This window comes from Symmachiella dynata, assembly GCF_007747995.1.
GTDB lineage: Bacteria > Planctomycetota > Planctomycetia > Planctomycetales > Planctomycetaceae > Symmachiella > Symmachiella dynata.
The window spans coordinates 2,332,132-2,356,858 of sequence record NZ_CP036276.1 but is presented as its reverse complement, the minus strand read 5'-3'; the positions used below and the strand labels follow the sequence as shown (position 1 = coordinate 2,356,858).

At 54.9% G+C, this 24,727-nt stretch carries 18 protein-coding genes; 9 read left to right on the top strand and 9 right to left on the bottom strand.

From position 1 onward, the window contains the following. The first annotated feature begins 13 nt into the window (after positions 1 to 13). The 4 genes from Mal52_RS09050 (at position 14) to Mal52_RS09035 (ending at position 5,175) form a co-directional block, all read left to right on the top strand. The gene (locus Mal52_RS09050; RefSeq protein WP_145375541.1) at positions 14 to 976 is read left to right on the top strand and encodes an Lpg1974 family pore-forming outer membrane protein; all 963 of its coding nucleotides are present in this window, start codon (positions 14 to 16) and stop codon (positions 974 to 976) included. Positions 977 to 990: 14 nt separating this feature from the next. Beyond that, complete coding sequence (locus tag Mal52_RS09045; protein ID WP_145375540.1) at positions 991 to 1,902, top strand: Lpg1974 family pore-forming outer membrane protein; 912 nt, start codon at positions 991 to 993, stop codon at positions 1,900 to 1,902. A gap of 504 nt (positions 1,903 to 2,406) precedes the next feature. Continuing rightward, positions 2,407 to 4,818, top strand: coding sequence for a ligand-binding sensor domain-containing protein (locus Mal52_RS09040; protein WP_145375539.1), 2,412 nt, complete (start codon positions 2,407 to 2,409; stop codon positions 4,816 to 4,818). 57 nt (positions 4,819 to 4,875) lie between these two features. After that, on the top strand, positions 4,876 to 5,175 hold the full coding sequence (locus Mal52_RS09035; RefSeq protein ID WP_145375538.1) for a hypothetical protein: 300 nt from the start codon (positions 4,876 to 4,878) through the stop codon (positions 5,173 to 5,175). Positions 5,176 to 5,747: 572 nt separating this feature from the next. Here Mal52_RS09035 and Mal52_RS09030 read toward each other — a convergent pair. The 6 genes from Mal52_RS09030 to Mal52_RS09005 form a co-directional block, all read right to left on the bottom strand. Then, positions 5,748 to 5,981, bottom strand: coding sequence for a hypothetical protein (locus Mal52_RS09030; RefSeq protein WP_145375537.1), 234 nt, complete (start codon positions 5,979 to 5,981; stop codon positions 5,748 to 5,750). Positions 5,982 to 5,985: 4 nt separating this feature from the next. Next, the gene (locus tag Mal52_RS09025) at positions 5,986 to 7,647 is read right to left on the bottom strand and encodes a sodium:solute symporter family transporter (RefSeq protein ID WP_145375536.1); all 1,662 of its coding nucleotides are present in this window, start codon (positions 7,645 to 7,647) and stop codon (positions 5,986 to 5,988) included. Between the two features lie 228 nt (positions 7,648 to 7,875). Then, entirely contained in the window at positions 7,876 to 9,288 is a 1,413-nt protein-coding gene (locus Mal52_RS09020; protein ID WP_197534767.1) for a sialate O-acetylesterase, read from the bottom strand. A gap of 337 nt (positions 9,289 to 9,625) precedes the next feature. Then, positions 9,626 to 10,054 (bottom strand): hypothetical protein, encoded by a 429-nt coding sequence (locus tag Mal52_RS09015; RefSeq protein WP_145375534.1) that lies wholly within the window; start codon positions 10,052 to 10,054, stop codon positions 9,626 to 9,628. Positions 10,055 to 10,123: 69 nt separating this feature from the next. Next, positions 10,124 to 10,420 (bottom strand): hypothetical protein, encoded by a 297-nt coding sequence (locus Mal52_RS09010; protein ID WP_145375533.1) that lies wholly within the window; start codon positions 10,418 to 10,420, stop codon positions 10,124 to 10,126. Positions 10,421 to 10,469: 49 nt separating this feature from the next. Then, a complete protein-coding gene (locus tag Mal52_RS09005) occupies positions 10,470 to 12,119 on the bottom strand; it encodes an alkaline phosphatase D family protein (protein ID WP_145375532.1) in 1,650 nt (549 codons plus the stop codon). Between the two features lie 394 nt (positions 12,120 to 12,513). On the opposite strand from Mal52_RS09005, the gene Mal52_RS09000 reads away from it, so the two are divergent. Next, positions 12,514 to 12,993 carry a YMGG-like glycine zipper-containing protein gene (locus Mal52_RS09000; protein WP_145375531.1) on the top strand — a complete coding sequence of 160 codons (480 nt, stop codon included), beginning with the start codon at positions 12,514 to 12,516 and terminating at the stop codon, positions 12,991 to 12,993. Between the two features lie 130 nt (positions 12,994 to 13,123). Here Mal52_RS09000 and Mal52_RS08995 read toward each other — a convergent pair whose 3' ends face one another. Together Mal52_RS08995 and Mal52_RS08990 are read right to left on the bottom strand one after the other, a co-directional pair. Then, positions 13,124 to 14,092, bottom strand: a complete 969-nt coding sequence (locus Mal52_RS08995) for an aminotransferase class IV (protein ID WP_197534766.1) — start codon at positions 14,090 to 14,092, stop codon at positions 13,124 to 13,126. 48 nt (positions 14,093 to 14,140) lie between these two features. After that, positions 14,141 to 14,452 carry a hypothetical protein gene (locus Mal52_RS08990; RefSeq protein WP_145375529.1) on the bottom strand — a complete coding sequence of 104 codons (312 nt, stop codon included), beginning with the start codon at positions 14,450 to 14,452 and terminating at the stop codon, positions 14,141 to 14,143. A gap of 401 nt (positions 14,453 to 14,853) precedes the next feature. Between Mal52_RS08990 and Mal52_RS08985 the strand changes: the two genes are divergently transcribed. Genes Mal52_RS08985 through Mal52_RS08970 form a run of 4 tightly spaced genes read left to right on the top strand, consistent with a single transcriptional unit; the run spans position 14,854 to position 18,928 of the window. Continuing rightward, positions 14,854 to 15,480, top strand: a complete 627-nt coding sequence (locus Mal52_RS08985; RefSeq protein WP_145375528.1) for a (2Fe-2S)-binding protein — start codon at positions 14,854 to 14,856, stop codon at positions 15,478 to 15,480. Between the two features lie 2 nt (positions 15,481 to 15,482). Continuing rightward, positions 15,483 to 17,687 carry a xanthine dehydrogenase family protein molybdopterin-binding subunit gene (locus tag Mal52_RS08980; RefSeq protein WP_145375527.1) on the top strand — a complete coding sequence of 735 codons (2,205 nt, stop codon included), beginning with the start codon at positions 15,483 to 15,485 and terminating at the stop codon, positions 17,685 to 17,687. Then, positions 17,684 to 18,679 carry an FAD binding domain-containing protein gene (locus Mal52_RS08975; RefSeq protein WP_145375526.1) on the top strand — a complete coding sequence of 332 codons (996 nt, stop codon included), beginning with the start codon at positions 17,684 to 17,686 and terminating at the stop codon, positions 18,677 to 18,679. Before Mal52_RS08980 ends, Mal52_RS08975 begins: the two co-directional genes overlap by 4 nt. Positions 18,680 to 18,682: 3 nt before the next feature. Next, the gene (locus Mal52_RS08970) at positions 18,683 to 18,928 is read left to right on the top strand and encodes a hypothetical protein (protein ID WP_145375525.1); all 246 of its coding nucleotides are present in this window, start codon (positions 18,683 to 18,685) and stop codon (positions 18,926 to 18,928) included. Between the two features lie 95 nt (positions 18,929 to 19,023). Here the strand turns inward: Mal52_RS08970 and Mal52_RS08965 are convergent, their stop codons facing one another. Beyond that, the gene (locus Mal52_RS08965; RefSeq protein WP_145375524.1) at positions 19,024 to 24,456 is read right to left on the bottom strand and encodes a DNA repair ATPase; all 5,433 of its coding nucleotides are present in this window, start codon (positions 24,454 to 24,456) and stop codon (positions 19,024 to 19,026) included. Positions 24,457 to 24,727 lie beyond the last annotated feature (271 nt).

Genomic DNA, 24,727 nt, shown 5'->3' with positions numbered 1-24,727 from the left:
ACAAACGACACTGATGGTCCGTCACGCGACATTTCTGATCGTGATCCTCGCCTGCTGCACGGCGCGCGCCGACGGATTGACCCCGTTCGCCGACGCTTTGCTGTGGCGCGCCTCGGAAGAAACCTCTTCCGTGTGGGCCAGTGCCGTTTCATTGAGTGACAGCCCCGAGACCGGACCGACGACCACCTTCTCGCCGACTGATATCGATTTTGATTGGAACGCGGGTCTCCGCACCGGATTGGAGTTTCAAACAGATGACTCCGCCTGGAGCGCCAAGTTGTACTGGACGCATTACGTCACATCCGACCGTGCTGCGTTCACCTCGGAAGATCAACTTGTCATTCCGGAATTCTTCAGCGGTTTTGCCAGCGGAGACGCGTTTCTGTTTACCAATGCCGCCATCGATTGGGAATTGGCGCTCAATACGTTCGACTTTGAGGTCGGGCACGAATTGCAGCTTGGCGACTCACTGCGACTCTATCCCACGTTGGGAGTGAAAGGCGCCGTGATTCGGCAAACGATTCGCAGCCATTGGTCCGATCCCTTTTTGTTCTTGGCAGCCACTGAAGACGTGGACCACGACTTTCGTGGCATCGGTCCCAGTTTTGGCATGGAAGGTCGATGGGACGTACCGCGTTGTGAGAACTTACGCGTCATCGGGACCTTTTCCGCCGCCTTTATGTACGGCGTCTGGAACGTCCACGACACCTACCAACGGACCGATCCTCAACCCGCACTGGATTCCTACCGCGCATTTTCGACCGACTTAACGGATTCCCAATTGGGAACGTTGATGCTGCGCTATTTTCTCGGTTGCGAATGGGCTTGGCAGGGCAACGTCGACATCACCGCTCGTGCGGGATATGAGTTGCAATGGTGGGCCAACCAGCAACGACTCACCACGTTTCAACAACTTCCCATGCACGGCGATCTGACATTACAAGGTCTCACATGCGGTATTGCTGTCTCATTCTAATTCTCGGTTGTCTCATGCCGACAACGGTTGCTCGCGCAGAGAAACACCTCTTCGCTGAGATGCTGTATTGGCATGCGACCGAACCGGTCGACTGGGTGCTGAATACCAATCGAGACCCCTCGAATCAATACGTCGACTACCAAACGCTCACCTATGACTGGACGCCGGGACTACGGGTCGGTGGCGGCTTGGAAGGGGAGTGGGACACCAAGGTTTACTACACGCATTTCAACGTCGACACCTCGGACAGTGCGTCAGGCTATCTGACGGGCGCGTTTTTGGGGGCGAAACAAGCCCAACCTCCCGCGCCACAGCTGTATTTTGAAACAGGGCAAATCGAATCGTCAATCCGCTACAACATGTTTGACTGGGATATCGGCAAACGGTTCATGCCTGTCGATTCGCTGACCATCCGGCCCGTCACCGGTTTGCGCGGTGGTTGGATTGATCAATCCTTTCAGTCTGCGCTGCAAGCCGAGTATGGGGGACCGGGGTCGACCGTCCAGGAACACATTGTTGAGAACATCAAAAACAATTTCTGGGGCATCGGTCCCAAGGTCGGTGTGGAAACGATGCTCACTGTTTGGGAAGAGGAAGATCTTCAAATCCTGGGCATTGCCAATTTCTACGCCGCTTATTTGCTAGGGCATTGGAATATCAGTGACGTGACCTCGATCACGACTATTGAAAACGGCGTTGCTGCACAGTCGACAAAAATCATCGATGTTCCCAATCGCGACTTCGGCGCTGTCGCCTTCCAAGCCATCGTCGGCATTACGCTGAACTACCGTTGTTGCTCGGCCACGGTCGGCTACGAACTCAACGACTGGCTGAATCAATGCCAGATCTTCGACGATGCCACCGGCCCCCACAACAACGACCTGCTCCTCCAAGGCCTCACCGTCCAGGCGAGCTATCGCTTTTGAAACGACGACGAATAGGCTCAAGGAATTTTCCATTCCATAAAGCCCATGACAAAGCGGCAAAATGACCGCACGCTCAGGGATTTTCCAGCCTATCCGAGTGCAGATTTCTTGGATGGACTTTGGGAGGCGAGTAGAAAAAAATTCCGATGAGTGTTTCCATCGACCTATCCGTAAACATATACTGCCAAGTAACCAGCGGTCTGAAAGGTTTGAAATCCCGGTGTTTTCCGTGTCACCGGGACTGATTGCCTAGGGTCTCGAAAACCAGCGTGCCAGCAACGGTCCCGGCATTTGATACCACTTCTTTCCGCAATGTTACTTGCTCACCAAGCCCCTGAAATCCATTTTCAAGGGGCTTCCTGTTTGAACGGATGTCATCATTCACTTTGCTTTATCCAGTTTCAAATCCCCGTTACGCTTGCTTTAGCAACTTGGAGTTCCGCGTCAGAGGGTTTGGAAACGACTTGTTGGAAACAACTTGAAGGTACAGAAGGCCAATACACCATGCACAAAAACACCACGCTCAACCCGCCAATGTTGCGTAAAGCAGTGTCAAAATCGAGTCCTTGGCTGCTGAGATGGGCCGTTGTTTGTGCGGTGGCGGTCTCAACCGCGACGACGGTCTCGGCAGAGCACAATAGCAACAAAGGGCTGGGCGGCATCAAGGTCGGGCAGTTTCTGAATGACGAGCGCCGCTTCTACAATACTGATAATGGTTTGCCATCTGACGCGGTTGACAGCGTCGCTGTCACAGCTGACGGAACAGTGTTAGCCGCAACCGACAAAGGACTGGCGCGATTGTTGGGGAACGAATTCCACCCCCTCTCCGATGCCGCACAGGCCGTGACACGCGTCGCGCCTTGGGGGGACGGAGCCGTTTTTCAGATGAGTGGTTCCATCATGCAATATGATAAAGATGGCCGCATTTCGAAGTTGTTGTCGCTGCCGACGGAATGGGATGAAGGTAACGAACTGTTGTGGTTGGGGGGCCGCAAAAGCCTGTTACTGGGGACCACACAGGGCCTCTTCTACGCCGACGGACAGACAGTGCGACCGTTTGAAAAATTCGCCAACTTGGCGTCCCCTGATACGGCAGTCTATGCGACTTCAGTCAGCACGGCCGGCGAGTTAGCGGTCGGAACATCAACCGGATTGTATGAGCGCAATCAGCAAGGGGAGTGGAATAAACTTCTACCAGCGGCGGGAAATTATAGTTGGGCGCCAATCGAGGTTCGCGGCGTTGCTTATGATGAGAAAAACCAATTGTGGTTTGCCTGCCCGCAAGGCGCCGGTGTGCGGAGCGATGGAAAATGGCAACTCTTTACCGGAGTCGAGGGACTTCCCTACGACGATTTCACAGCGTTAGCGGTAGGCAATTCCGGAACTTGGTTCGGCACCAAGATTGGTGCGATTCGTTACCTGGACGGCGTATGGTCCTACCGCCAAGGAAAGCGTTGGGTGCCTGCCGATGACATTCACGACGTCGCGGTCGCTCCGAACGGAGACGCATGGTTCGCGACAGCAGACGGCGTCGGACGCATTCGTCGCGTCGAGACCTCGTTGGCGGACAAAGCGAAGTTTTTTGAAGAAGAAATCGATAAATACCACCGCCGCACGCCTTATGAATTCGTGTTGTCGGTCGGCGTGGACAAACCGGGTGACAAATCCAAAGTTACGCAACGCGATAGTGACAACGATGGCCTGTGGACGTCGATGTACGGCGCGGCTGAATGCTTTGCCTACGCGGCCACCAAGGATCCCAAATCGAAAGAGCGCGCCAACAAAGCGATGTTGGCTATGAAATTCCTCAGCGACATCACTCAAGGGGGCGAGCACCCTGCCCCGCCCGGATTTCCCGCGCGGACGGTGCTGCCGATCGACGGCCGTAATCCTAACGATCACGACAACCGCGAGAACGACCTCCGTAAACAAAAAGAAGATCCACTCTGGAAAGTCCTCGAGCCCCGCTGGCCGGTCAGCGCCGACGGCAAGTGGTACTGGAAAACCGATATCAGCTCCGATGAATTAGACGGCCACTATTTCCTGTATGGCCTGTATTATGACCTCGTCGCTGAAACCGACGAAGAAAAAGCGATGGTCCAGGAAGTCACGGCCCGCGTGACCGACCATCTGATCGCTCACGATTTTCAAATGGTCGACCATGATGGAAAACCGACGCGGTGGGGACGCTTCAGCCCCAAAGAATTAAACCGCGATCTCGACTTTTCCACCGGCCTGCGCGGCATGAACTCCTTGAGCGTGTTGTCATACCTGAAGGTGGCTGCACACGTCACGGGTGATGAGAAGTATCAAGAAGCCTACATGAAACTGATTGATGACGAGCAATATGCCGCCAACGCGCTGGTCGCCAAACGCCAAATGGGTATTGGCACCGGCAACCAATCGGACGACGAAATGGCCTTCATGGCGTACTACGGACTGATCAACTACGAAGACGATCCCAATTTACGGATGCACTACTTGATTTCGATGATGCCGTATTGGAAGCTGGTCGAAGCAGAACGGAATCCGCTGTTCAACTACATCTTTGCCGCCTGCTGGGACACCATCGAGACCGGGGATTATCAACGAAAAACGCCGCAATCCTGCCTAGAGGATGCGCTGTTTACCTTAAAACGCTACCCACTCGACCGCTTCCGTTGGGGCTACAAAAACAGCCATCGTAAGGACATCCAATTCATCGAGGGCGGCTGGTTTGAATATTGGTGGAAGAACCCCAAAGGCTACTTGCGGACCGGCGTGACCTTACCCATTGACGAACATTTTGTCGAACACTGGAACAAGGACGTCTGGAACTTGGATGCGGGCGGCAACGGAACAAGCTTGGCCGACGGCACGTCATTTTTGTTGCCGTATTACATGGGACGGTATTACGGGTTTATTGTTGAGGAATAACGACCGCGACCAAGAATATAAAACGATATTCCTCGCTGCGGAAGATGGCGACAAACGATGGCTCGACAAATAGGCATCGACAAGAACGGTCAACGACAGGTTTTGGATTTCTCGGAACTCTCGTTCAAATGGGGAAAAGGAATCCGTATGACCGTGAGTGATGCTAAAGGCAATTGTTTGGGAAGCTATTGCTTGACGTGTCATCCAGAGTTTCAGCATTTCGAGGAGTACGAAAGCAAGAAGTTCGATGAGTTGGTTTCAATTGCCACGGATCGCTACGTCGAAGGAGAATATGACGATGGTCTTGTGACGTGGAATAGCCAAGCCCTGACCGTATTTGTGACGTTAAATCGTTGAATCCCCGAACGGAGGGGTGTCCATTGGCCTTTGGCCAATTCTGCACCGGGACGATTGGTGTTAAATTTACGTCCCATCACAGCGCCCCCCCATCCCACACAATGCGTGCGACAATCGTCAGCCTTTTTGGCCGAAGGCCTTCTTTCCACCTCAGCCTGGGGCAACGCCCCAGGCTGAGGTGCATCGTGCGCCGGTTTTTGGCCAACGGCCAAATTCACATCGCAAATTCAACCGGAAACGTGCGGTTGAACATGGCCTTCGGCCAAGGCCATGTTGGAGGCATTCCCGATCCCTGGGCAACAAATTGCATCTGCGAAACGGGTCCTGATCAAAGTATTCACTGGGCAAAGAGTTCGGGGAAACCGCGATTGTGGCAGCAATCGGGGCGGGTGTAGCCCGCAAGAAGCCGCAATTTCCGCGTTCCTAATCGAGCAGTATCTCGTTGGCAGGGACAGCTGAAACTGCTGCGTCTTGTGCCTGCGGCACACCGATTGCCGTTGGCAATCGCTGCCACCCCATGATTATTTTTCCCAAGGCTCAATGCAATTTGTTGCTGGGGGGGCCAGTTGGCATCACAACACGCTGTAAACCAATACTTGCACGGAAATCGCCAGTGCGGCCCAGATTTTGAGGTTTGCTGCCCAGCCGCCGCTGCCGTCGGGGGGCCTGGTCGCTTCTCGTGGTAGGGTGAGGATCCAGATCAATAGGGCCACCTGTAAGGCGACAAACAGTACGCGTACTGCGGGAAGTGGTATCTGTAGCAGCGCATCGCGAAAAAAATCGCCGATGTGGTGTAGCGGTGTCATCGGTTCAATCCTTCTTCTCGGCGGCGCGGAGATGTCGTTGATAGACTAAGCCGGCGATCTTCGCGTCCGGTTCCGGCTTGGTGCAGAGGCTGACGATGATGATCACTGTTAGCGAGACCAGAAATGCCCAGACGGAAAAGTATAAAAACGGATCCGCGATTTGAAACAGCGGTTCGATTCCCAGCGCGGTGTAGACGGCTTGTTGGTTTAAGGTGAACAACGTGACGGAAAAGGCGACGCCGGTCACAAAACCAACGAATGCGCCGCTGCCGGTGGCCCGTCGCCATAACACACCGCACAATAAAATTGCCAGTGCCGGTCCTTGGAAAAATGCCATCAGTGTTTGGAAGATCGTATAAATCCCAGACCCCTCCATAAAGCTGACCGCCGTGGCAAAGCCAATCGCCCAGATGAGCAGCACGATGGTGGCTACGCGTCCCACGCTCAACACGTGTTCATCGCTGATGTCGGGCTTGTAAAAACGCATATAAAAATCGTTGGTGATGATTGTGGCAGCGGAGTTGAGGTAGGAATCGACGCTCGACATCAGTGCCGCTAAAAACGCAGCCAGGAACAATCCTCGCAGCCCGCTGGGCAACAAATGGGCCACCAACGTCGGGAACGCTGTATCGGCGTCTTTGAGTTCGGGAAATTTGGCAAAAGCGATCACGCCCGGCACGGCGATGATGATTGGAATTAGGTTTTTCAGCAGCGCGCCGGAGACATAAGACGCCTTGGCTTGGAATTCGCTTTTTGCGCCCAACGACCGCTGCACGATGGCTTGATTGCCGAACCAGTATGCGGGCGAAAGGACCATCGCAAGACCGATCAAAATGCCCGGCCAGGGGAAGGGGCTGCGGGTATCGACTGGAAGAATCAATTCCGTATGTTCGATATGATCGGGATCGGCATTCTTTAAGTGTTGCAATTCCCGCTCGTCGATTGGGTCCGCCGCTTCAAGTTCAGCAATCTGGGCCTGTCGCACTTGGGCTTCGTTCTCGCGTACGGCATCTCGCAGAGGGCCCAAGCCGCCGAATTCGTTGATGCCCATCACCACCACCAACAGGCAACCGCCGATCATCACCACACATTGAATCGTGTCGGTATAGACCACCGCCGCCAATCCGCCGGCATAGGTATAAACGCCGACCAGGGCAGCGGTGAGAAGGATGTAGGCCAAGGTCTGATAGTCGGCGGGCAAAAACTCCAGCCCCAACATGCCGTTCATCATCTTGGCTGAGGCGAACAACATGATTCCCAAATTGCAGGCCATGAAACCCAGCCAGCAGACCGCCAATGCCGCGCGGACAGCGGCGTTGTAGCGACGCTCCATGAATTCCGGAATCGTGTAGACACCTGATCGCCAAAAGAAGGGAATGAATACGAAGGCCCCAATCAGCATCGCGGGAATGCAGCCGATCCATTCGAAATTGCCGACCGCCATGCCGTAGGAATAAGCGGCGCCGCCGACACCGATGATATCCGTGCCACCGATATCCGAAGCGACCAGCGACATGCCGATCACCCACCAGGGAAGGTTCCGTCCGGCAAGAAAATAATCCTTACCGGTATGCATCCCCCGCCCCAGGAACAAACCGAGTAACAACGTTCCGCCGAGGTAAGCGACGAGTACAACAAAATCGAGCCCCGCTAATTGTCCCGGCATGTGATTCGTTTCGTTGTTTGAGTTTCATGAAGAAAGAATTGCGCGCAGAGACGCGAAGACGCAGAGACAGAGAGAAGAAAAAACAGGCCCCTCGTTCTTTGGTATGGCTACTTTACCAATAATTACTACGGCGCGTCGTTAAGCATTCATACAACTTTTCTTTTTCTTTGCGGCTCTGCGTCTCTGCGCGAGTATTTTTTAGCAGGCATTCCAACACTGAGGTCAACGTTAGTCGTCAGTGCGAAACGGCGATGCCGGCAGGCCGTCTTTATTAAACAGGTTCGGTTCTGCGACGTCGCTGAATCCGAAACGGACGGCTTGTGGCTTGGGTACCTCCGCGCTTTTGACCACGACGGTCTCTCCCTCGATCACCGCCTCCGCATCGACGAATTCCCCGTCTTGCCCGGCGATTTGGAAATGCGTCAGTTTGTCTCCCTTGGCCATCAGTCCACCACCCATGTGATCGAATGAGAGAATCGCTTTGTTGCCATCAAACTTGACCGACTTAAACATCGGGCCGGAATAGACAATCTTTTCCCCATACTCAATCGCCCGCGCCGCCAATCCGAGGCGACGGCCGACCTCTTGTTTGTTGGTGGGGTGAATGTCCTCGACATTGCCGATGTCGGTCGTCACCACCATGCCTGTTTTCGGAACGGCCAAGGTATTCCGCTGAGCTTCACGCACAATCGGTGCACCGCCGGCCGGCCAGGCTGCGATTTTTCGATAGTCCCAGGGGGCAATCTGTACGAATAGAAACGGGAACTCCCCTTGCCCAAATTCCTCGCGCCAACCTTTGATCATGCCGGAAAACAGTTTCGTATAATGTTCGGCCATGGGGACGTTTGATTCGCCCTGGTACCAAATCGCCCCGCGAATCGACAGTCCCGCAAGGGGTGCGATCATGCCGTTGTAGAGCACGCTGGGAGTGCTCATCACGTTTTTGGCGTGTTCATTGTCGCTGGTCACCTTCAGCTGAGGGTCGTGTTCAAAGGCCGAAGTCGGGGTCCAATATTCCGCCGGAGTCCCGCCCCAAGAACTGTTGATCAGGCCGATGGGCACGTCGACATGCTTCTGCAGATGCCGGCCGAAAAAGTATCCAACGGCGGAGAAACCCGGAACCGTCTCCGGTGAACAGACTCCCCATGATCCTGTCACGTCGCGCTGCGGGGTGTCGGTCTTGGCCCGCTTGACGGTGAACAGTCGCATGGTCGGATGATCGGCGGCGGCGATTTCTTTTTCCGCATCGTTCGTGCGTGTGACCGGCCATTCCATATTCGATTGCCCGGAACAGATCCAAACATCACCGAACAACACGTCATCGAATGCGAGGCTGTAATCTTTGCCCTGAATCGTAATCGCCACCGGTTCCCGCGACGCAGGCCGTGCGGGAAAATGAACGCTCCACCGACCATCGTCGTCGGCCGTGGTTTCCTGCTGCGCCTCTCCCAATGCGACGGTAACCTTTTCCCCTTTGTCCGCCCACCCCCACAGCTTCACCGGTTTGTCCCGCTGCAACACCATATGGTTGCCGAAAAACTGCGGTACGGTAACGTCCGCGTTTACGACCGCTGGTGCGGTAAGAACAATCGCGAACAACAACAGACACAAACAGCGGCAACGATGAGTGGAGTGAGTCACAGGGGTTTCCTTTTCACGATGTCGTATGGCTGGACGAAACTGGGACGGTTGGATTGGATCAATCATTCCGCTTCGTATTCTAACGCGACGGATTTGTGGTTGCGAAGGTAAATGGAAAATTGGACGCGAGACGAATCGATCTGCGCCACAACGGCGACTGCGCCGGTCCCCGTGAGCGGGTGGCCCACAAAGATTCTTTGTGGGCCGACGAAGCCGGCAGGAGTCGCCGGGATTTCTCCTCGTCGCTTGCTTCAATCGTGTTAATGCGATTGCCCCTCTCCAGCGGCTGCGCCGCCCCGAAAGCAGAATATTTCAGGCAGCGCACACAGTTACTTGTCTAACCTCCCAATATTTTGATCCACTCGAAGAACAAGCAGACATACGACAAGCAAGCCCCAAAGAGAAACAAGGGAATCAGCGCGCTGGATATATCCTTCCTCCTCGATGGATTCGGCTCTGTAGAATTTTCTCTTGTGTTGGTCTTGGAAAAGACATGGACGAGTGGAATTAATATTGCCACCCCATACACAACGGGGCCAAGAATAATCAATGCAATGCTTGCCTTATCAACGAACAAGGCACTAATTGGCGTATCTTCATAAATAACCATCAAAAGGTACGGGCTAAGTCCAATCGCCGCCAATACAACATACCAAATTGCCAGTTTCATATTATCAGTAGCATTATAAAGACACACGCCAATAGCAAATTGACAAAACAACGAAAACGCTAAAAGAAGATCAAACCCATTCATCCATTCAGACATGGCCTGGCCTCTAAAGCTGACAGGACCGCGGGTGGCCCACAAAGATCCTTTCAGGCTCCCCTGGTGGAACTATTCTGGATCTTGGACTTGGCTCATTTCGCCAAGAGAAATAACGGGATTTAGCCGCGAGTGGTGCACCGCCCAATACACGGCGGCGACGAACACCCCGCCGAACAGCGTTGCGAAAAACCACATCCAAGGTCCCACAAAATTCAGCCGTTCAGCTTTGAACAGATATTCGGCATTCCGAAAGACTCCTGCTGCAAAACTGAAATTGACGATGAACGTCAGCACGCCGACGACAAACACAAAAAACACCATCATGTCGCCAAAACCACCTGTCACCTGAACGCTTTCAACCGGCATGTGTAGGTGTCCTCCTATAAAAATGAAAATATGGCTTCTCGCGAAAGCATCACTGCAACTCACTCAACTTCACCGCCAACCCATCAATCCGCTCCCCATCAATATTAATCACCTCATACATCACGGTCGGGTCGTCGAGCGTGGTGTCGAATGTCACCAGGCCGAAGGATTGTTTGGCGTTGTAGGAGAAAATCGCGCCTGCTTTTTTCATCGTGGGGTGCACGTGTTGATTGGTCAGGCGGGAGGAGTTGAATTCGTAGAAGGGATACCCCCCTGCCCGTTCGATCTTCCAGGCATCCGATCGGTGCCGGTCGGCGGACATGAGGACCACGCCGGGGATGTTGTTGTCCTCAATCATGCGGAAGATCTTCTCGCGTTCTTGCTTGTAACCGTTCCAGGTATCGAGGCTGTCTCCCTTGGTGCGGAAGTCCCAGGGAACGGAGGAGCAGATCACCTTGAACTTGCCGTGGCATTTGAGCAGTTTCTCTTCGAACCATTTCAATTGCACCGGGCCGAGCATCGAGGGATTGTCGATTTTTGCCGTGGTGCGGTAATAGCGGCAGTCGAGCATGACGAAATCGATATCGCCGATTGAGAATGCATAATAGCACCCAGGCTGTTCCGGTCCGCCGCCGAAACCGGGGTTGGGCCAGTTTTGTTTGTAGACCTTCCAGGCCTTGTCCCGTTTCCAAGCGGGCTTGTCGACCAGCGGTCCGCCCCAGCAGTCGTTGGTGCCGAAATCGTGATCATCCCAAATCGTAAACACGGCGGTCCGCCCCGTTAGTCGACGATACTCCGGCCGCGATTGCCGCCGCTGATAGGTATACTGCTGCATCTCGACCGATTCAGGGTCGTCGATGTAGGTATTGTCGCCCAACAGCAATAGCGCCAGCGGATGGTAACTGGCGATCGTATCCCACATCCGTTCGTGCGGCGGGACAAAACCGGCGCCGCCGCCGAAGGCCAACTTGAACTTGCTGGCCTCTCCCGGAGCGGGAAAGGTTTGGAATTGCGGTGAGTCTTCGGTCAGTTCTGCTGGGTGGTTACCGACAGTCACCTCGTAGGAATAAACAGTATTCGCTTTGAGACCATCGACATTGACGACAGCCGTAAAATCATCGTCCGCTTTCGAAAGCGTCCCGGCACTGTGCAGCGGCGCCGCTTTATCCGCTTGTTCCCGCAACGTAACAATCACCTTGTCGGCTTCGGCAGTGCGGACCCAAAAGGCGGCTGAATGGTCGGTGACGTTCCCCACCAGCGGACCGTGCAACGGCACGCCGGCGAGGCTTTTTCGTAATACGTCAAAGAACGCATCCTCCTGCAACGTACTAATCAACTCTCGCGGTCCAGCCAACACGCGCCCCGGTGGCAGGCCCAAGACAACCGCTCTGCGCAATTCGGTGATCGCTTGTTCGGTCTTCTCTTGCTGAGCATAGAGCAGCCCCAACATATAGTGCGATTCCGGATCTCCCGGATCAGCACTCAGGAAATCCTGCAGCAGTTCCTCCGCTTCCTCAAGACGGTCCAACAAAATCAGCCGCAGCGCAAATTGGTGGTTACGTTTGTACTGTCGTCCGCCCCGTTTTAAGACCATCTGAGGATTCGGCCGCGACGCCCCACCCAACGGGTCATCGTCTTGGGCCTGAAGCGGAGTGGTGAGCATGCTGAGCAATAGCACAAAAGCAATACGCTGGATCATGAGTTGAATATCCTGAGTGAGTGTCGCGAAATAATTTATTCACCACGGAGGCACTGAGATCACGGAGAAAGAAAAGAGGCTGTAGGCTTTAGACCGTAGTCTGTAGAAGAGCATTGGTAGTCCAATCCTAAAGCCTACGGACTATAGCCTATGGTCTTTTTAGGCTCCGTGCCTCCGTGGTGAATCCCTTTATCAATACAAATGAGATACCGCTGATTATAACGGATCACGATCGCGCGTGTTGTTTTTTCCTCTTGACTTGATCTCTATCTTTTAGAGAATCCCCGACTCTCTCAACTCTCATTTGTTTACACCACCATTCTCATCAGTGCGGAGACCGCTTCGGTATCCTGGGTGGCGGTGCGCGAACATCTCTCAAAACACGGAGCGGAACATGCTACGACTGAATTGGTTGGTCGGCGTTGTGACCATCTGCGTCATGGCCACAGGCTGCCAAAATATGAACAACACGGAAAAAGGCGCCGTCGTCGGAGGAGCCAGCGGCGCTGGTATTGGCGCAATTGTCGGCAAACAACTTGGTAGCACCGGCGCGGGCGCTGCCATCGGTGGCGTAGCCGGTACACTCTTCGGCGGCGCGGTCGGCAAAGCGCAGGACAATGCCGAGGAAGCAGACATGTATCGCGAGCATGCCGCTCAACAGGAAGCGACACGCAAATTTGAACAACACGCGATGAACAACTACGACATCATCAAGTTTGCCCAAGCAGGAAACGTAAGCGACGAAATTATTATCGGCGAAATCAAACGTCGCGGCGGACGGTTCGATATGTCGACCGAAGGTATTCTGAATCTTCGTGAAAACGGCGTCAGCGAACACGTCATCACAACCATGCAAGAACGGGCACGTTATTAAGCAGCGGAAATAACGACGGGTGCCACAGGACTGGTAGGGCAGGCTCCTGCCTGTCGTGAGCAAGGTTGGTCGCGGCCCCGTAAGAACGGCAGGCGGGAGCCTGCCCTACGTGAATTCGCATAATTTAACGTCACGTGATATCATGCGCGGCGATTTCTCGCTTTTCCCAAGCGGGGAGTCGCCGCGCGTATTCTTGCGCCTGGGCGATGAAGTCGACGCCGACGAATTCCTTCCAGGCTTGCTGTAACTTCGATACGATCGGCCCCAACTGACCGTCGCCGACCGGTTGCCCCTCGAAGGATCGTGCGTGGACCACGCTGAATGTGGTCGCCGTGCAGAACATTTCATCCGCCTGCAGTGCTTCGTAACGGCCGAGATTTGTCGATTCAAACGGCACACCGATCTTGGCCGCCAACTCGGCGACCGTGCCGCGACTGACGCCCAACAAGATATTCCGCGGCTCGGGCGAATAGATCGTGCCGTTGGAGACCAAAAACAGATTCCACCCCGGCCCTTCGGCCAAATACCCGTCGGAGTCGACCAACAGCGGCCAGACACCCGGTCCGATTCGCTCGCCTTGTAAACGGGCCAATTGATAATGCGCACGGCTGCGCGTTTTGGCTTTGGGATCCAACATAGTCGCTGGAATGGCGGGCTGCGCGACGATGGCGACATCGACGCCCGCTGTATAGTTTTCCGCAAATCGCCCCATATGCTTGATCAGCGGCCAACAATTGATCGAGACCGTCGGGCGGCCGCCGTCGGGAAACACTGTGCTATACAACGACAATGGACCGCGCGAGACATCGTGCATGATCTGCCAATCGACGTCCTCCGCTTCGGTGCCGATATTGCGACGCAATGTTTCCAGCGTCAGCTCTTCCATCTCGTCGATTGTCAGCCCACATTCGATTTCCAACAACCTCAGCGAAGCGTACAGCCGTTCTAAATGCGACCGCAGCCGAAATGGTTGTTGGCCAAAGGTGCGTGTCATCTCAAACGCCATGTCGCCGAACATCAGCGCTGAGTCGAAAATCGAAATGCGTGCGTCAGCTTCGGCAACATATTCGCCATTAAAATAAACGGTGCGGTTGGTCATGTGACGCATTCAGCCGAGCCATTCGGCGTCTGTGATTCTGTTCGGTCGTTAGAACAAATTGGGCGGTGAGCTTTCGGAATTTTCGGCGTGCAACGGTGAACGTGCATCAACAACCGATTCGGCCGCATGCAGCGAACGAATTCGAAAATCGTCCCACATCAGCGTGTAGACGAAGCAAGGCCGGCGATCCAGTGAATAGGCCGCCGGTTGGCTTTCCCAAAAGCTGCGGCGGTTTCCGCTGGGTGGCGCTGCATACAGACGATGTTTGCACTCGACGCAGACCAAACCGAGCATGCTGGTTTGATCTTCGGGCCGTTGATGTGTCAAACAATGGGTGACGTGGGGGAATTCCTGTTTCATAGATTCGATGGTAAACCAGTCGGGGGGATTTTTTCCACTGAACCATTTGGAAATTGCAAGAATTCACCCTGATCTCGGTGCGGCTGAGCATGCTGGTGCGGCCGCGCATGCTGGTGAATTTCCCACAGTCGCATCAAGGGAGCGACTGTTAACAATCAGCGCGGATTTGCTACGCCGCCTGTTCTGTCAAACAGTTCACAAACCGGCGGAAAAGTCAACGCGAAAACCGTAGTCGTTAAAATCAAGTTTTTTCAACTTCAAGCTTGGAATCGGTTCTGAAACTTGATAACTGTAATGAGGTAAAGCGATTGGGCGCACACGGTCAAAGAAAACCGTCGACGCCTAAGCGAAGTGCAATTGTCCGGTGTTTTCTCACCTCGACTCTTGGGAGAGACCTGCTGATGCAAGATCGACAACAGACAGGCGGAGGGGGCTCAACGGTTAGCCGTCGCGCCTTTTTACAAGGCTCCGGTGCGGCTGTGGCCGCAACGGCCGTGGCCACCGGTGCGACTGAAGTCGTCGCCGAAGCCAACAAGCCGGCGCGGCTGAAGTCCGCCAAAGCACAAAAGGTGGTGCTGACCGTCAACGGCAAAGAACACACATTGATGATCGAGCCGCGGGTCACCCTGCTCGAAGCATTGCGCAACGACTTGAACCTGACCGGCGCCAAGGAAGTGAGCAACGTCAGTAACGACGGGGCCGACACGGTGATCATCGACGGCAAGGCGGTCTACGCAAGTACCCGACTGGCGATCGAAGTCGAAGGCAAAAACATCACCACCGTCGAAGGCTTGTCCGAGGGCAAGAACGTCGACGAAGTGATCACAGCTTTCGTCAAACACGATGCCACGCAGTGCGGTTATTGCACGCCGGGGTTCGTTGTCGCCGTCCGGGCGTTTCTCGACAAGAATCCCGGTGCCAACTTAGAACAAATCCACAAAGGACTGGGGGGCAACCTCTGCCGTTGCGGGACCTATGCCGGTGTGACAGCCGCTGCGGTTGAATTGTGCAAAAAAGGAGGTGCCTGATTATGGCGGATGAAACAAAACGCGAATTCGCTTGGGGACCTCGCGAAGAAAACGTACTGATCGGTAAAGACATCCAGCGGATCGACGGCATTGCCAAAGCCACGGGGAGGGCAAAATATACCGCCGACATCAACACCCCCGGCACGCTGTTTGCCAAACTGTTAACGTCGAATCAAGCCCACGCCAAAATCAAAATGCTGAACATCGAGCCGGCCAAGGCCGTTCCCGGTGTGCGGGCAGTCTATGTCTTCCCGACGGCATTTGATGTGGAAACGGGCGAATCGAAGGAGATCCGTTGGGACGGTGCTCCGATTGTCGCCGTGGCTGCTGACCGGCCGGAAATCGCTGCCGATGGCGTACGGGCCATCGAAATCGAATACGAGCCGTTGCCCTTCTTCGTCGACGAAGAAGACATGGAGGGTGCAGAAAAAGCCCAAGAGGAGACGGGCGAAAAACGGATCAAGAAACTTCCGAAAAGCTCAAAAGGCGATGTGGAAGCGGCTCAGTCAGAAGCGGCTGTCGTCCACACTGGCTATTACGGTATCCATACCATCAGCCACTGCTGCTTGGAACCACACGGTTCGCATTGCGAATGGGATGGCGACGAAAAACTCAACGTCCACCTTTCCACGCAAAATGTTTCCGGAACGCCCGGCCAATTTGCCGGTCCGCTGGGACTGGAGCAGTCCGCAGTGGAAGTCATCGGAAATTACGAAGGGGGCGGCTTCGGTTCCAAATTTGCCGCCGATGAATGGGGCCTTGCCTGTGCGGTGCTGGCCAAGGAAGCCGGAAAGCCCGTGCGTCTGATGCTCGACAGAGCCACCGACCTAAAAGTCGCCGGCACCCGACCGTCTGGTTTCATCGAAATCACCATCGCCGCCGATGCGGAAGGAAACATCGTCTCTTGGGACAGCAATCTCTGGGGATCCAGTGGAATGGCGGGCGGAACGGTCTCCCCCAACCAGATCCCCTATGTGTTTGACTTCCCCAATGTGGATCGCAATGCAACCGGATTGATTTGCAATACGGGACCCAACCGGGCTTGGCGGGCGCCCCCTCATCCACAGCTCTGCGCTTTGACTCAGACCGCCATGGACGACGTGGCGGCCAAACTGCAAATGGACAGTTATGACCTGTTCATGAACAATTTGCAGCACGTCAGCAAAGCGTTTGAGGAGCGAGCCGAGGTCTACGCCGCAGAGATGCAAATCGCGGCGGAAATGATCGACTGGAAAGCCAAATGGCATCCCCACGGAAAAGGCGGCGGCAACGGCGCAGTCAAACGTGGTTTAGGGATGGCGTTACACACCTGGGGCGGCGGTGCCGGTCCTTGTACTTGCCTGCTCAAAGTTCATCCTGACGGTTCGGTGGAAACATTCCTCGGCAGTCAGGATCTGGGAACCGGGACGCGGACCGTGATCGCTATCGTGATGGCCGAAACGTTCGGCCTGACGCTCGATGACGTGAAAGTGAACCTCGGCTCAAGCAAGTACCCCAAATCGGGGGCATCGGGCGGAAGCATCACCGTGGGTGGCGTTTCCAGTGCACACCGCATGGCTGCCCAATCGGCGCTGTGGAAGATCTTTGATCTCGTCGCGGCGAAGTACAACGTCGGGGCCGATACGCTTTCCGCCAAGGGAGGCCAAATTCTCTCCAGCGGCAAGCCGGTCTGTTCCTGGAAACAGGCGGCCGCACTGGTCGGACCGATGCCTTTGGAAATCCAAGGCGCCACGGAAAAAGAGGGCCTAACCTCCTCCCGTGTGGGTGGCGTGCAAATGGTCGATGTCTCGGTCGATACCGAAACCGGTAAGGTCAGCATCAACGACTTTGTCTGCGTGCAAGATTGTGGGCTCATCATCGATGAGTTGACCGCCCGCAGCCAGGTTTATGGCGGCATGATCATGGGAATTTCCTATGCTCTGACTGAAGAGCGGATCATGGACAACAAGACCGGTCGCTACATGAACGCCGACTTGGAGAATTATAAGCTGCCGCGCATCGGCGACATCGGCAACCTGCAGGTGAAGATGTACCAACCCGCCAGCGAATACAATCGCGGTGTGGTTGGCTTGGGTGAGCCGCCGGTGATTTCGCCGGGAGCCGCCATTTCCAATGCCGTGGCCAATGCCACCGGTGTCCGCGTTCCCGTGCTCCCCTTGACCCCGCAACGGGTCCTGGACGCGTTGCAGAAAGGAGGTGCCGCATGAAGTCTTTTGAATTTGCCAATCCCCAAAGCGAAACTGAAGCTTTGGAGTTGATGAACGATCACCCCGAACAAACCGCCGTCTTGGCGGGGGGAACGGATTTAATTTCGCTATTGCAAGCGGACATCATTCGCCCCGAGCGGGTGGTGGACATCAAAAATATCTCTTCGATGCACGATGTCGCTGAAGTCGACGACGGCCTGATGGTTGGCGCCTTGACTACATTGGAAGAGGTGTTGGACAACAGCAAACTCGCCGAATACGCATCAGTCGCCCAAGCGGCCGATGCGGTCCACGCGATTCAGATCCAATCGTCGGGAACCATCGCCGGCGATTTGTGCCATCTGCCCAACTGTTGGTATTACCGCAACGGTTACGGCATGCTGGGCCTCGAAAATGGCACTTCATTGCCTGAAACGGGAGACAACCGTTATCACGCCATCTTCGGGAACTCCGGCCCGGCAAAATTTGTCACCGCCAGCCGCTTTGCCCCCGCACTGATTGCTTGGGGTGCCAAAGTTCGGATTATTGGCCCCGGACCGGACGAAGCGGAAATGCTCCCCTTGGAGTATTTCTACACCACCCCTCGTACTGAACGGCAGGGGACGACGGTGCTTAAGCCGGGACAATTGGTGTCGCACATTTGGTTGCCTAAAACCGCCGGCGCGGTGAGCGGGAATTACGATGTGCTGCAAACCGAAGGTCTCGATTGGCCCTTGGCTTCGGCCTCGGCCACATTAAAAATTTCCGGCGGGCGCGTGAGTGATGCCCGTATCGTGTTGGGGCACGTTGCTCCCACACCGTGGGTCTCACACGACGCGGCGACGTCGCTGCTCGGTAAGACGATCTCCGAAGCGACGGCCCAAGCGGCCGGCGATGCGGCGGTCAGCCGCGCCACTCCACTTTCGGATAACGGTTACAAGGTTCAACTTGCCCGTACGGCGGTCAAGCGGGCGATTTTGCGTTCCGCCGGACTGTTGGAAGGAGGTCTGTAGCACATGACTGAAAAACTCAACATCCTGACCGACGAGGAACAACAGCAACAAGGCGAGCAGAAGCCCAACGAACGCTGTCGTAATCTGCTCTGCAAGGGCCTGTACCTGAACTATGGCCTCGCCGAACGCGTGACGGGCGACGGCAATTTCTGGTGCGGAAAAACACAAGCGACATACGGCCCCGACGACCAATTGGTCGGCGACGGCGAATGCCGCCACACCGGCCGCGGCTGTTACGAATCGCTGTAACACTCCGCTGTTGGTGGACAAAAACGAAAAACGGGACCGAGCGTCAGTGCGCTTCGGTCCCGTTTTCTTTATCTCATGGAAGCCATCTACGCCGCTTAACCGTCTTCCCTACGTTCGATCCGCCGCAGCATTTGCTTGTAGTCCTTCAAGCATTGATGCAGTTGGCTGCGTAATGTTTTAATGTCGGCTGACTGCGAATTGGAAGCGTCGAGTAGCGGTTTCATCCAGCTGTTCATCAACTCGAACTGCTGTTGTAGCACATTGTAGATGCTGCGCGGCATTTTGTTCACGACCGTAATCTTGTGACGGTTATCGCCCGTTGTTGCGGGTTCTTCGTCATCCTGTTGCTGGTCGAATGGCGCATCAACCACTTCGGGAGCCGGAATTTTAGTGACCTGCGATTCCGGTTCGGGTTGTTGCGGCGGTGGCTCGACTTCGGCAATTGGCGCTGGCGTCACGCGTTCGGCGGCTTGCGCAGCTGTGACGAGTGCGGGAATCCCGTCCGCTAAACTACCGTGGATCGCGTCCAGCCCTTCCCGTAGGCCGCTGATTTGTGCGACGAGTTGCGTTACATGTCCTTCCAGCACAGCGGAATCATCGTCCTCTTCGGCCATCGCCGCCATACCGTCGGTCATCGCGCGGCGAATGGATTCCAGCCCGTCGGTGAACGAACCCATCTGCATAATCACCTGCCCAATCTTATCGTCGGGCGCAACTCCTTTGAGTTTGACGTTCTGCTGGAACGAGCGTTTGATCGACTCCCAACGTTGGGCCTCATCTTCATTGAGGATGCCCATCAGTTCTTTGAACTTGAGCATGTTGGCTTCAGCATCGGAGGTCAGCGTCTGTGAATCGTTCTCGTAGTTCGAAACAATCAAAGCCTGCAATTCGTCATCGTTCATCACCGGCACCACTTTTTCAGCAATGCGATTCATGTTCCGATACGACCCTTGCAGCTTGAATGCCGGTTCTGTGCGGTAATCGTCTGATTGAGCGGCGGAGCGGATGTATTCGCGATTGACCGCCAAAATGACGTCGCGAACCCGCATCAGTTTTTTCATCGTCGCCACCATCTCACCCAGTTCCGCGGAGGAGTAGTTGCCTTCCAACTCCACTCCTTCAGCACTGTCCCGCTCAGCCATGCGAATCACGGCGTAAACATCTTTCTGGCTGCGCGTGGCGAGATGATTCAACACGGAATTCGACGTCAGGCAGTTTTCCAGATAGCTCATCTCAAACGATGCCGCATGTTCGCCGATGATTTCGCCCAGGTTATAAATATCAGCCCGGTTGGAAAGCATGTCGGGAATCTGAAATTTCTCGCCGCTTTCGGTGTAAGGGTTGCCCGCCATGACCACGGCGACTTTGCGGCCCCGCAGGTCATAGGTCCGCGTGCGGCCTTTATACACGCCTTCGATCTTTCGCGTCGCATCGCACAACGAAATGAACTTTTGTAAAAACTCGGGATTGCAGTGTTGAATATCGTCGAGATAAATCATCACGTTGTCGCCCATTTCCAAGGCGAGATTGAGCTTCTCGACTTCTTCGCGCGCACCGGCATTGGGTGCTTCATCTGGATCCAGCGACGTCACTTGATGTCCAATGGCCGGGCCGTTGATCTTCATAAAGATCACCCCCAAGCGATTGGCGACATATTCCATCAACGTGGTTTTCCCATAACCGGGGGGAGAGACCAGTAGCAACAGCCCCATCCGGTCGGTCCGTTTTCCTTCCCCTGCAGCGCCAATTTGTTTGGCGAAGTTATCGCCGATGACCGGCAGGTAAACCTCATCCAACAAACGGTTCCGCACAAACGACGTCAACACCCGTGGACGAAACTCTTCGAGTTTCATCTCATCGCGCGCCGTTTCCACAATGTCCCGCTTCAACTGCACATAGCTATTAAACCTCGGGACGACTTGTCGGTCGTACTCCGCGAGTTTTTGCGTGAAGTCGCCGTAACTAAGGTGATAGCCACCCTCTTGGATCGCCGCGTGTGTCCCCAGCAACCCCGCCACGTCGCGTGTCACCGACGCATTGACGATTTGCCGGTCGTTGAGTTTGCCTTCCAGTAGCAAACCGGCCACTTCGTCCACATAGTCTTCGGCAGCGGCCTCGTCTTGTTGTTCGATGAAGGCGCCCACCCAATCTCTGGCCAAGGAAAACGCACTCGCGGGTTCGCGATGCACGCCTTTGAGTGAAGCGGCGAATTTGTCCGAAAACCCGTTGTGGTGCAGATGCTCTTCAAACCGGCGAAACAAATCCGCCGCTTGCGGGCTGATGGCAAACCCATCGCCAACCAGCACGTGAAACAGGTATTCCGCTGCAGAGGGCAAAAACGTCTCGGAAAACAAATCCACCTCGGCCGTTGCGGCCTGCAATACGTTTTGCAATTCCGCCACGTATTGCGCCTGCGCAACGGTGGCCGGGAAGAGTTGCGTGATCGTGCCGAACCCTTTGAGCTTGGCTGTCAACAACGTCTTTTGTTTCTTGTCCACAAAATGCTGCCAGACCACCAAGGCCAATGCACGCGCGCGGGTATGGTACCGCAGCAAGCCGATGGTGGATTCCATCTCTAACAGGTCTGCGACCAGTTTGACCGCATCGTGATCATGGACCCCTTTGACGTACGCTTCGCCATACCGCGGCCCCATAAATCGCTGCACGAAGGCCGTGAGTTGATCCGCATCGTATTGGCGGACGTCCTCCATAGAAGGTTCCGCCCCCGGCTGCGACAGAGACCGTAGGATTTTATAGGTGAGGTATTCACCGCGATAGACGGACTGATTTTCGGAAACCACCTCCTGGTCCCAAACGTCGCGTGTAGCAATCAGTTCTTCATTCTCAATCGGCTCGAAGAAATTCGTTCCGGTCAGATGCAGGTTCATCTCGCCATCGCGCAGCACAGTCGTCAGATCGAGCGCCTGGACATTCACCGTGAACTGGTGTCCGCCCAGTTTGATGATGTTCGCGCCGTCGACAAAGAGCTCTTGCCGGTCCTTCAATTGCCGGACCGCATCCTCTTTGACTGTTTTCAACCGGCTTTGGATGTCGTCGACCTTGACCGAATCATCAAGCTCCTGCAATTGCTTGACGATATCGCGGACCTTCTCAATCATTAAATCCGACGCGAAATAGCCGTTGATGTCGTTGATCGACTCCAGACTCTCCACGCGGGTCTTGATCCCTTTGAGAATCCGGTCCGCCGCATTGGCCAGGGCACCCGCGCGCTTATTGCGGGCTTCGACCAGCGATAGTTTTCGCGTTTCAAACGCGTTGTAGATTTCTTCCCGTTTTTCCGTTAATTGCAACACAAACTCGTCGAATTCCGCGAACCGGCCTTCCAACTCCTCAATTTGGATCATCACCTTCGTGAGGAATTCTTCGCACTTATCCGGCGAGTCGCAGATATCTAGATAATTGACGACGCCCTGATTGAGCAATTTCATCTGCGAGCCGAACTCGGCAATTCCTTCGACCGATAACAACTCGTGTGACTTGTTCTTCAGTGCGGCGCGGGCAGCGTTGACGGTGGAGAAGATCGCCGAAATATTATCGATGATCGCCGTCCGCTGCGTCGCATCGTCGATCTTCAGATTGCTGACGATCTCGATCAGCATTTCCAACTCGGCGGCGCTCTTGGCAATTTCCTCTTCCACGACTTTGGCGTCGGCGACTTTCGTCAACTCGCCAATTTTTGCCTGTTCGTCAGCCACCTTCTGCTCATAGGGAGTCAGCGCTGCCGGGTCGAGCAAAAAGGTCACGCACCGCTGCGCCAATTTATCCGCTTCTTCAGAGACTTCCGTCTCCAACGACTCAATCAGCGGCTCGTCCACATACCGCAAATCGCGCAAGGAAATAATATCTCCCCGCACCGAACGCAGGTCCCGTAGCGAGCCGACGAAGTCGTTGATATGGTCGAATCGCTTGCGGCCCACCGCGGAAACGATCTCGCGGGTTTTCTCCCGCACCCGTTTGGTCTGTTGGGCCGTGTCTTGTTTGACGCGGAGCACCTTGTCGAATTCGTCGATTGCCGCGCCGGCTGCGTCGCGAATTTTTGTCAGCGGTTCCTTGAGTTCGAATGTCTCGGGCTGATCAATCCAGAAATACGAATCAAGCACACCGGTCGACTCTTTGACGATGTCGACGTACAGATTGGCGTAGGTGTCCTCTTTTTCGATCAGCTCCAACAACTCATGGCACTCCGCCATGCCCCGTACGACATCTTTGTTGCCGATCTTGAACAGGTAGGAGTCGGTTTGTGCCGGCGGAGCAAAGTCTTCGTCGACGTAAGGCGTTTGCCATATCTGCACCGCATGGTGTTTTTGCGGTTCCTCCTGCGCTTTGAAACAGACCATTTCGCCGCTGGGAAAGAATGTAAATCCGCTACAAATCACCGGAGTCTCTACACGTTGTTCGATGAGATTGTATTGCAACAACACGTACACGCCGGCTAGGCGGTTATAAAACACGTAGAGATAATCTTCGCCGTTCGTCGCAGCAATACGCCGTTCGAAGACCATGTCGGATAAATTGCTGCCGAACGTCTTGCACAGCCCCGTTTGCAAATAATATCCGTCGGCAAAAATCAGACCGTGGTCATCGGGCAATAACACACAGGCGTATTCTAGCGAATCAAGCCGCTGCGCCTGTTTCAGTTTGTCGTTGTACACGAAGTAACGGAATGCCGTTTCCTGATAAGGACGGATCTTGAGCAAGATCACATTCCCTACCAACGCATAATGGATTTCCGCATCGTCCAGCGTTTGATCCGGGTCGTCCACCGGTTCGGCGTAAATCCCCTCGCCCGAATCGGTGTTATTCTCGACTTTGATCGTCAGGTCGCCGCCAATCGTTTCGACGAAAATCCGATCATCGATAGAAATGTGCGGGTGGCGTCCCGTTTGATGCAAGTCGCGATGCGTGCGGGTCCACTCAAATTCGTGTTGCGGCGGATAACGGACTTCGTGGTCGCTGCGGTTATCAACGTAGACCAGCTCTTCGCCCTGGATGACCCATTTGAAGGTCTTGATGTCCCCCACGCCCTTGCCAACGCGAAAGATCATGTACAGGTGCGGACCACGGACGAAAAACTTGGCGAAGACCGCGTTCTTGTAATAACGATAGACGTCCTGAAAATCTTTTTCGAATTGCGGATCGCCAATTAGATCCAACGAGATCTCGTGGAACGTCCCTTCCTTGAATTCGTAGGCGGCAAAAACATCGGAAAGGTTCCGCTCAGTCTTTAATCCGAAATGGACGTTGTAGCCGAACAGAAACCGCTGGCCGGCTGCCACCATATCCCGGGGGACGCAATTGTGGACCGTCGTAATCCGCTCGGTCGAGGTCAGCACCGTGTCGATTGAGCCGAAGACCGTTTTCCGGGCCTCGTTCAATTGATTCAACCGTGCCCGCAGATCCTGTCCGTGCGTGGTCAGGCGGTTGCGGATGATCTCATACGTGCCCCCCTGCAGCTCAACCGCCGGTTCCGCCTCGTCAGCGGTATTTTCGAGTTCTGCTTGAGCCATTGTGAGGATTTCCGACTTTCGCGATTAAAGTTCACCACGGAGGCACAGAGACAATTAGACTTTAGGCTTTAGACTGTAGGCATTAGGAGCCTACATTCGCATTCCATTCTCAGGCCTCTTCCAACTCGTTCCCTAGCTCTGCTTGGGAACGCATCTTCGCGAGGCTCCGCTTCGCCGACTGCTCTTGACGATTGGTCCACACGCGTCAGCCTGAAAACCGGAGTCGACGTCGAGCTTCTACAAGACCGGTTCCCAAATGAAGTTTGGGAAC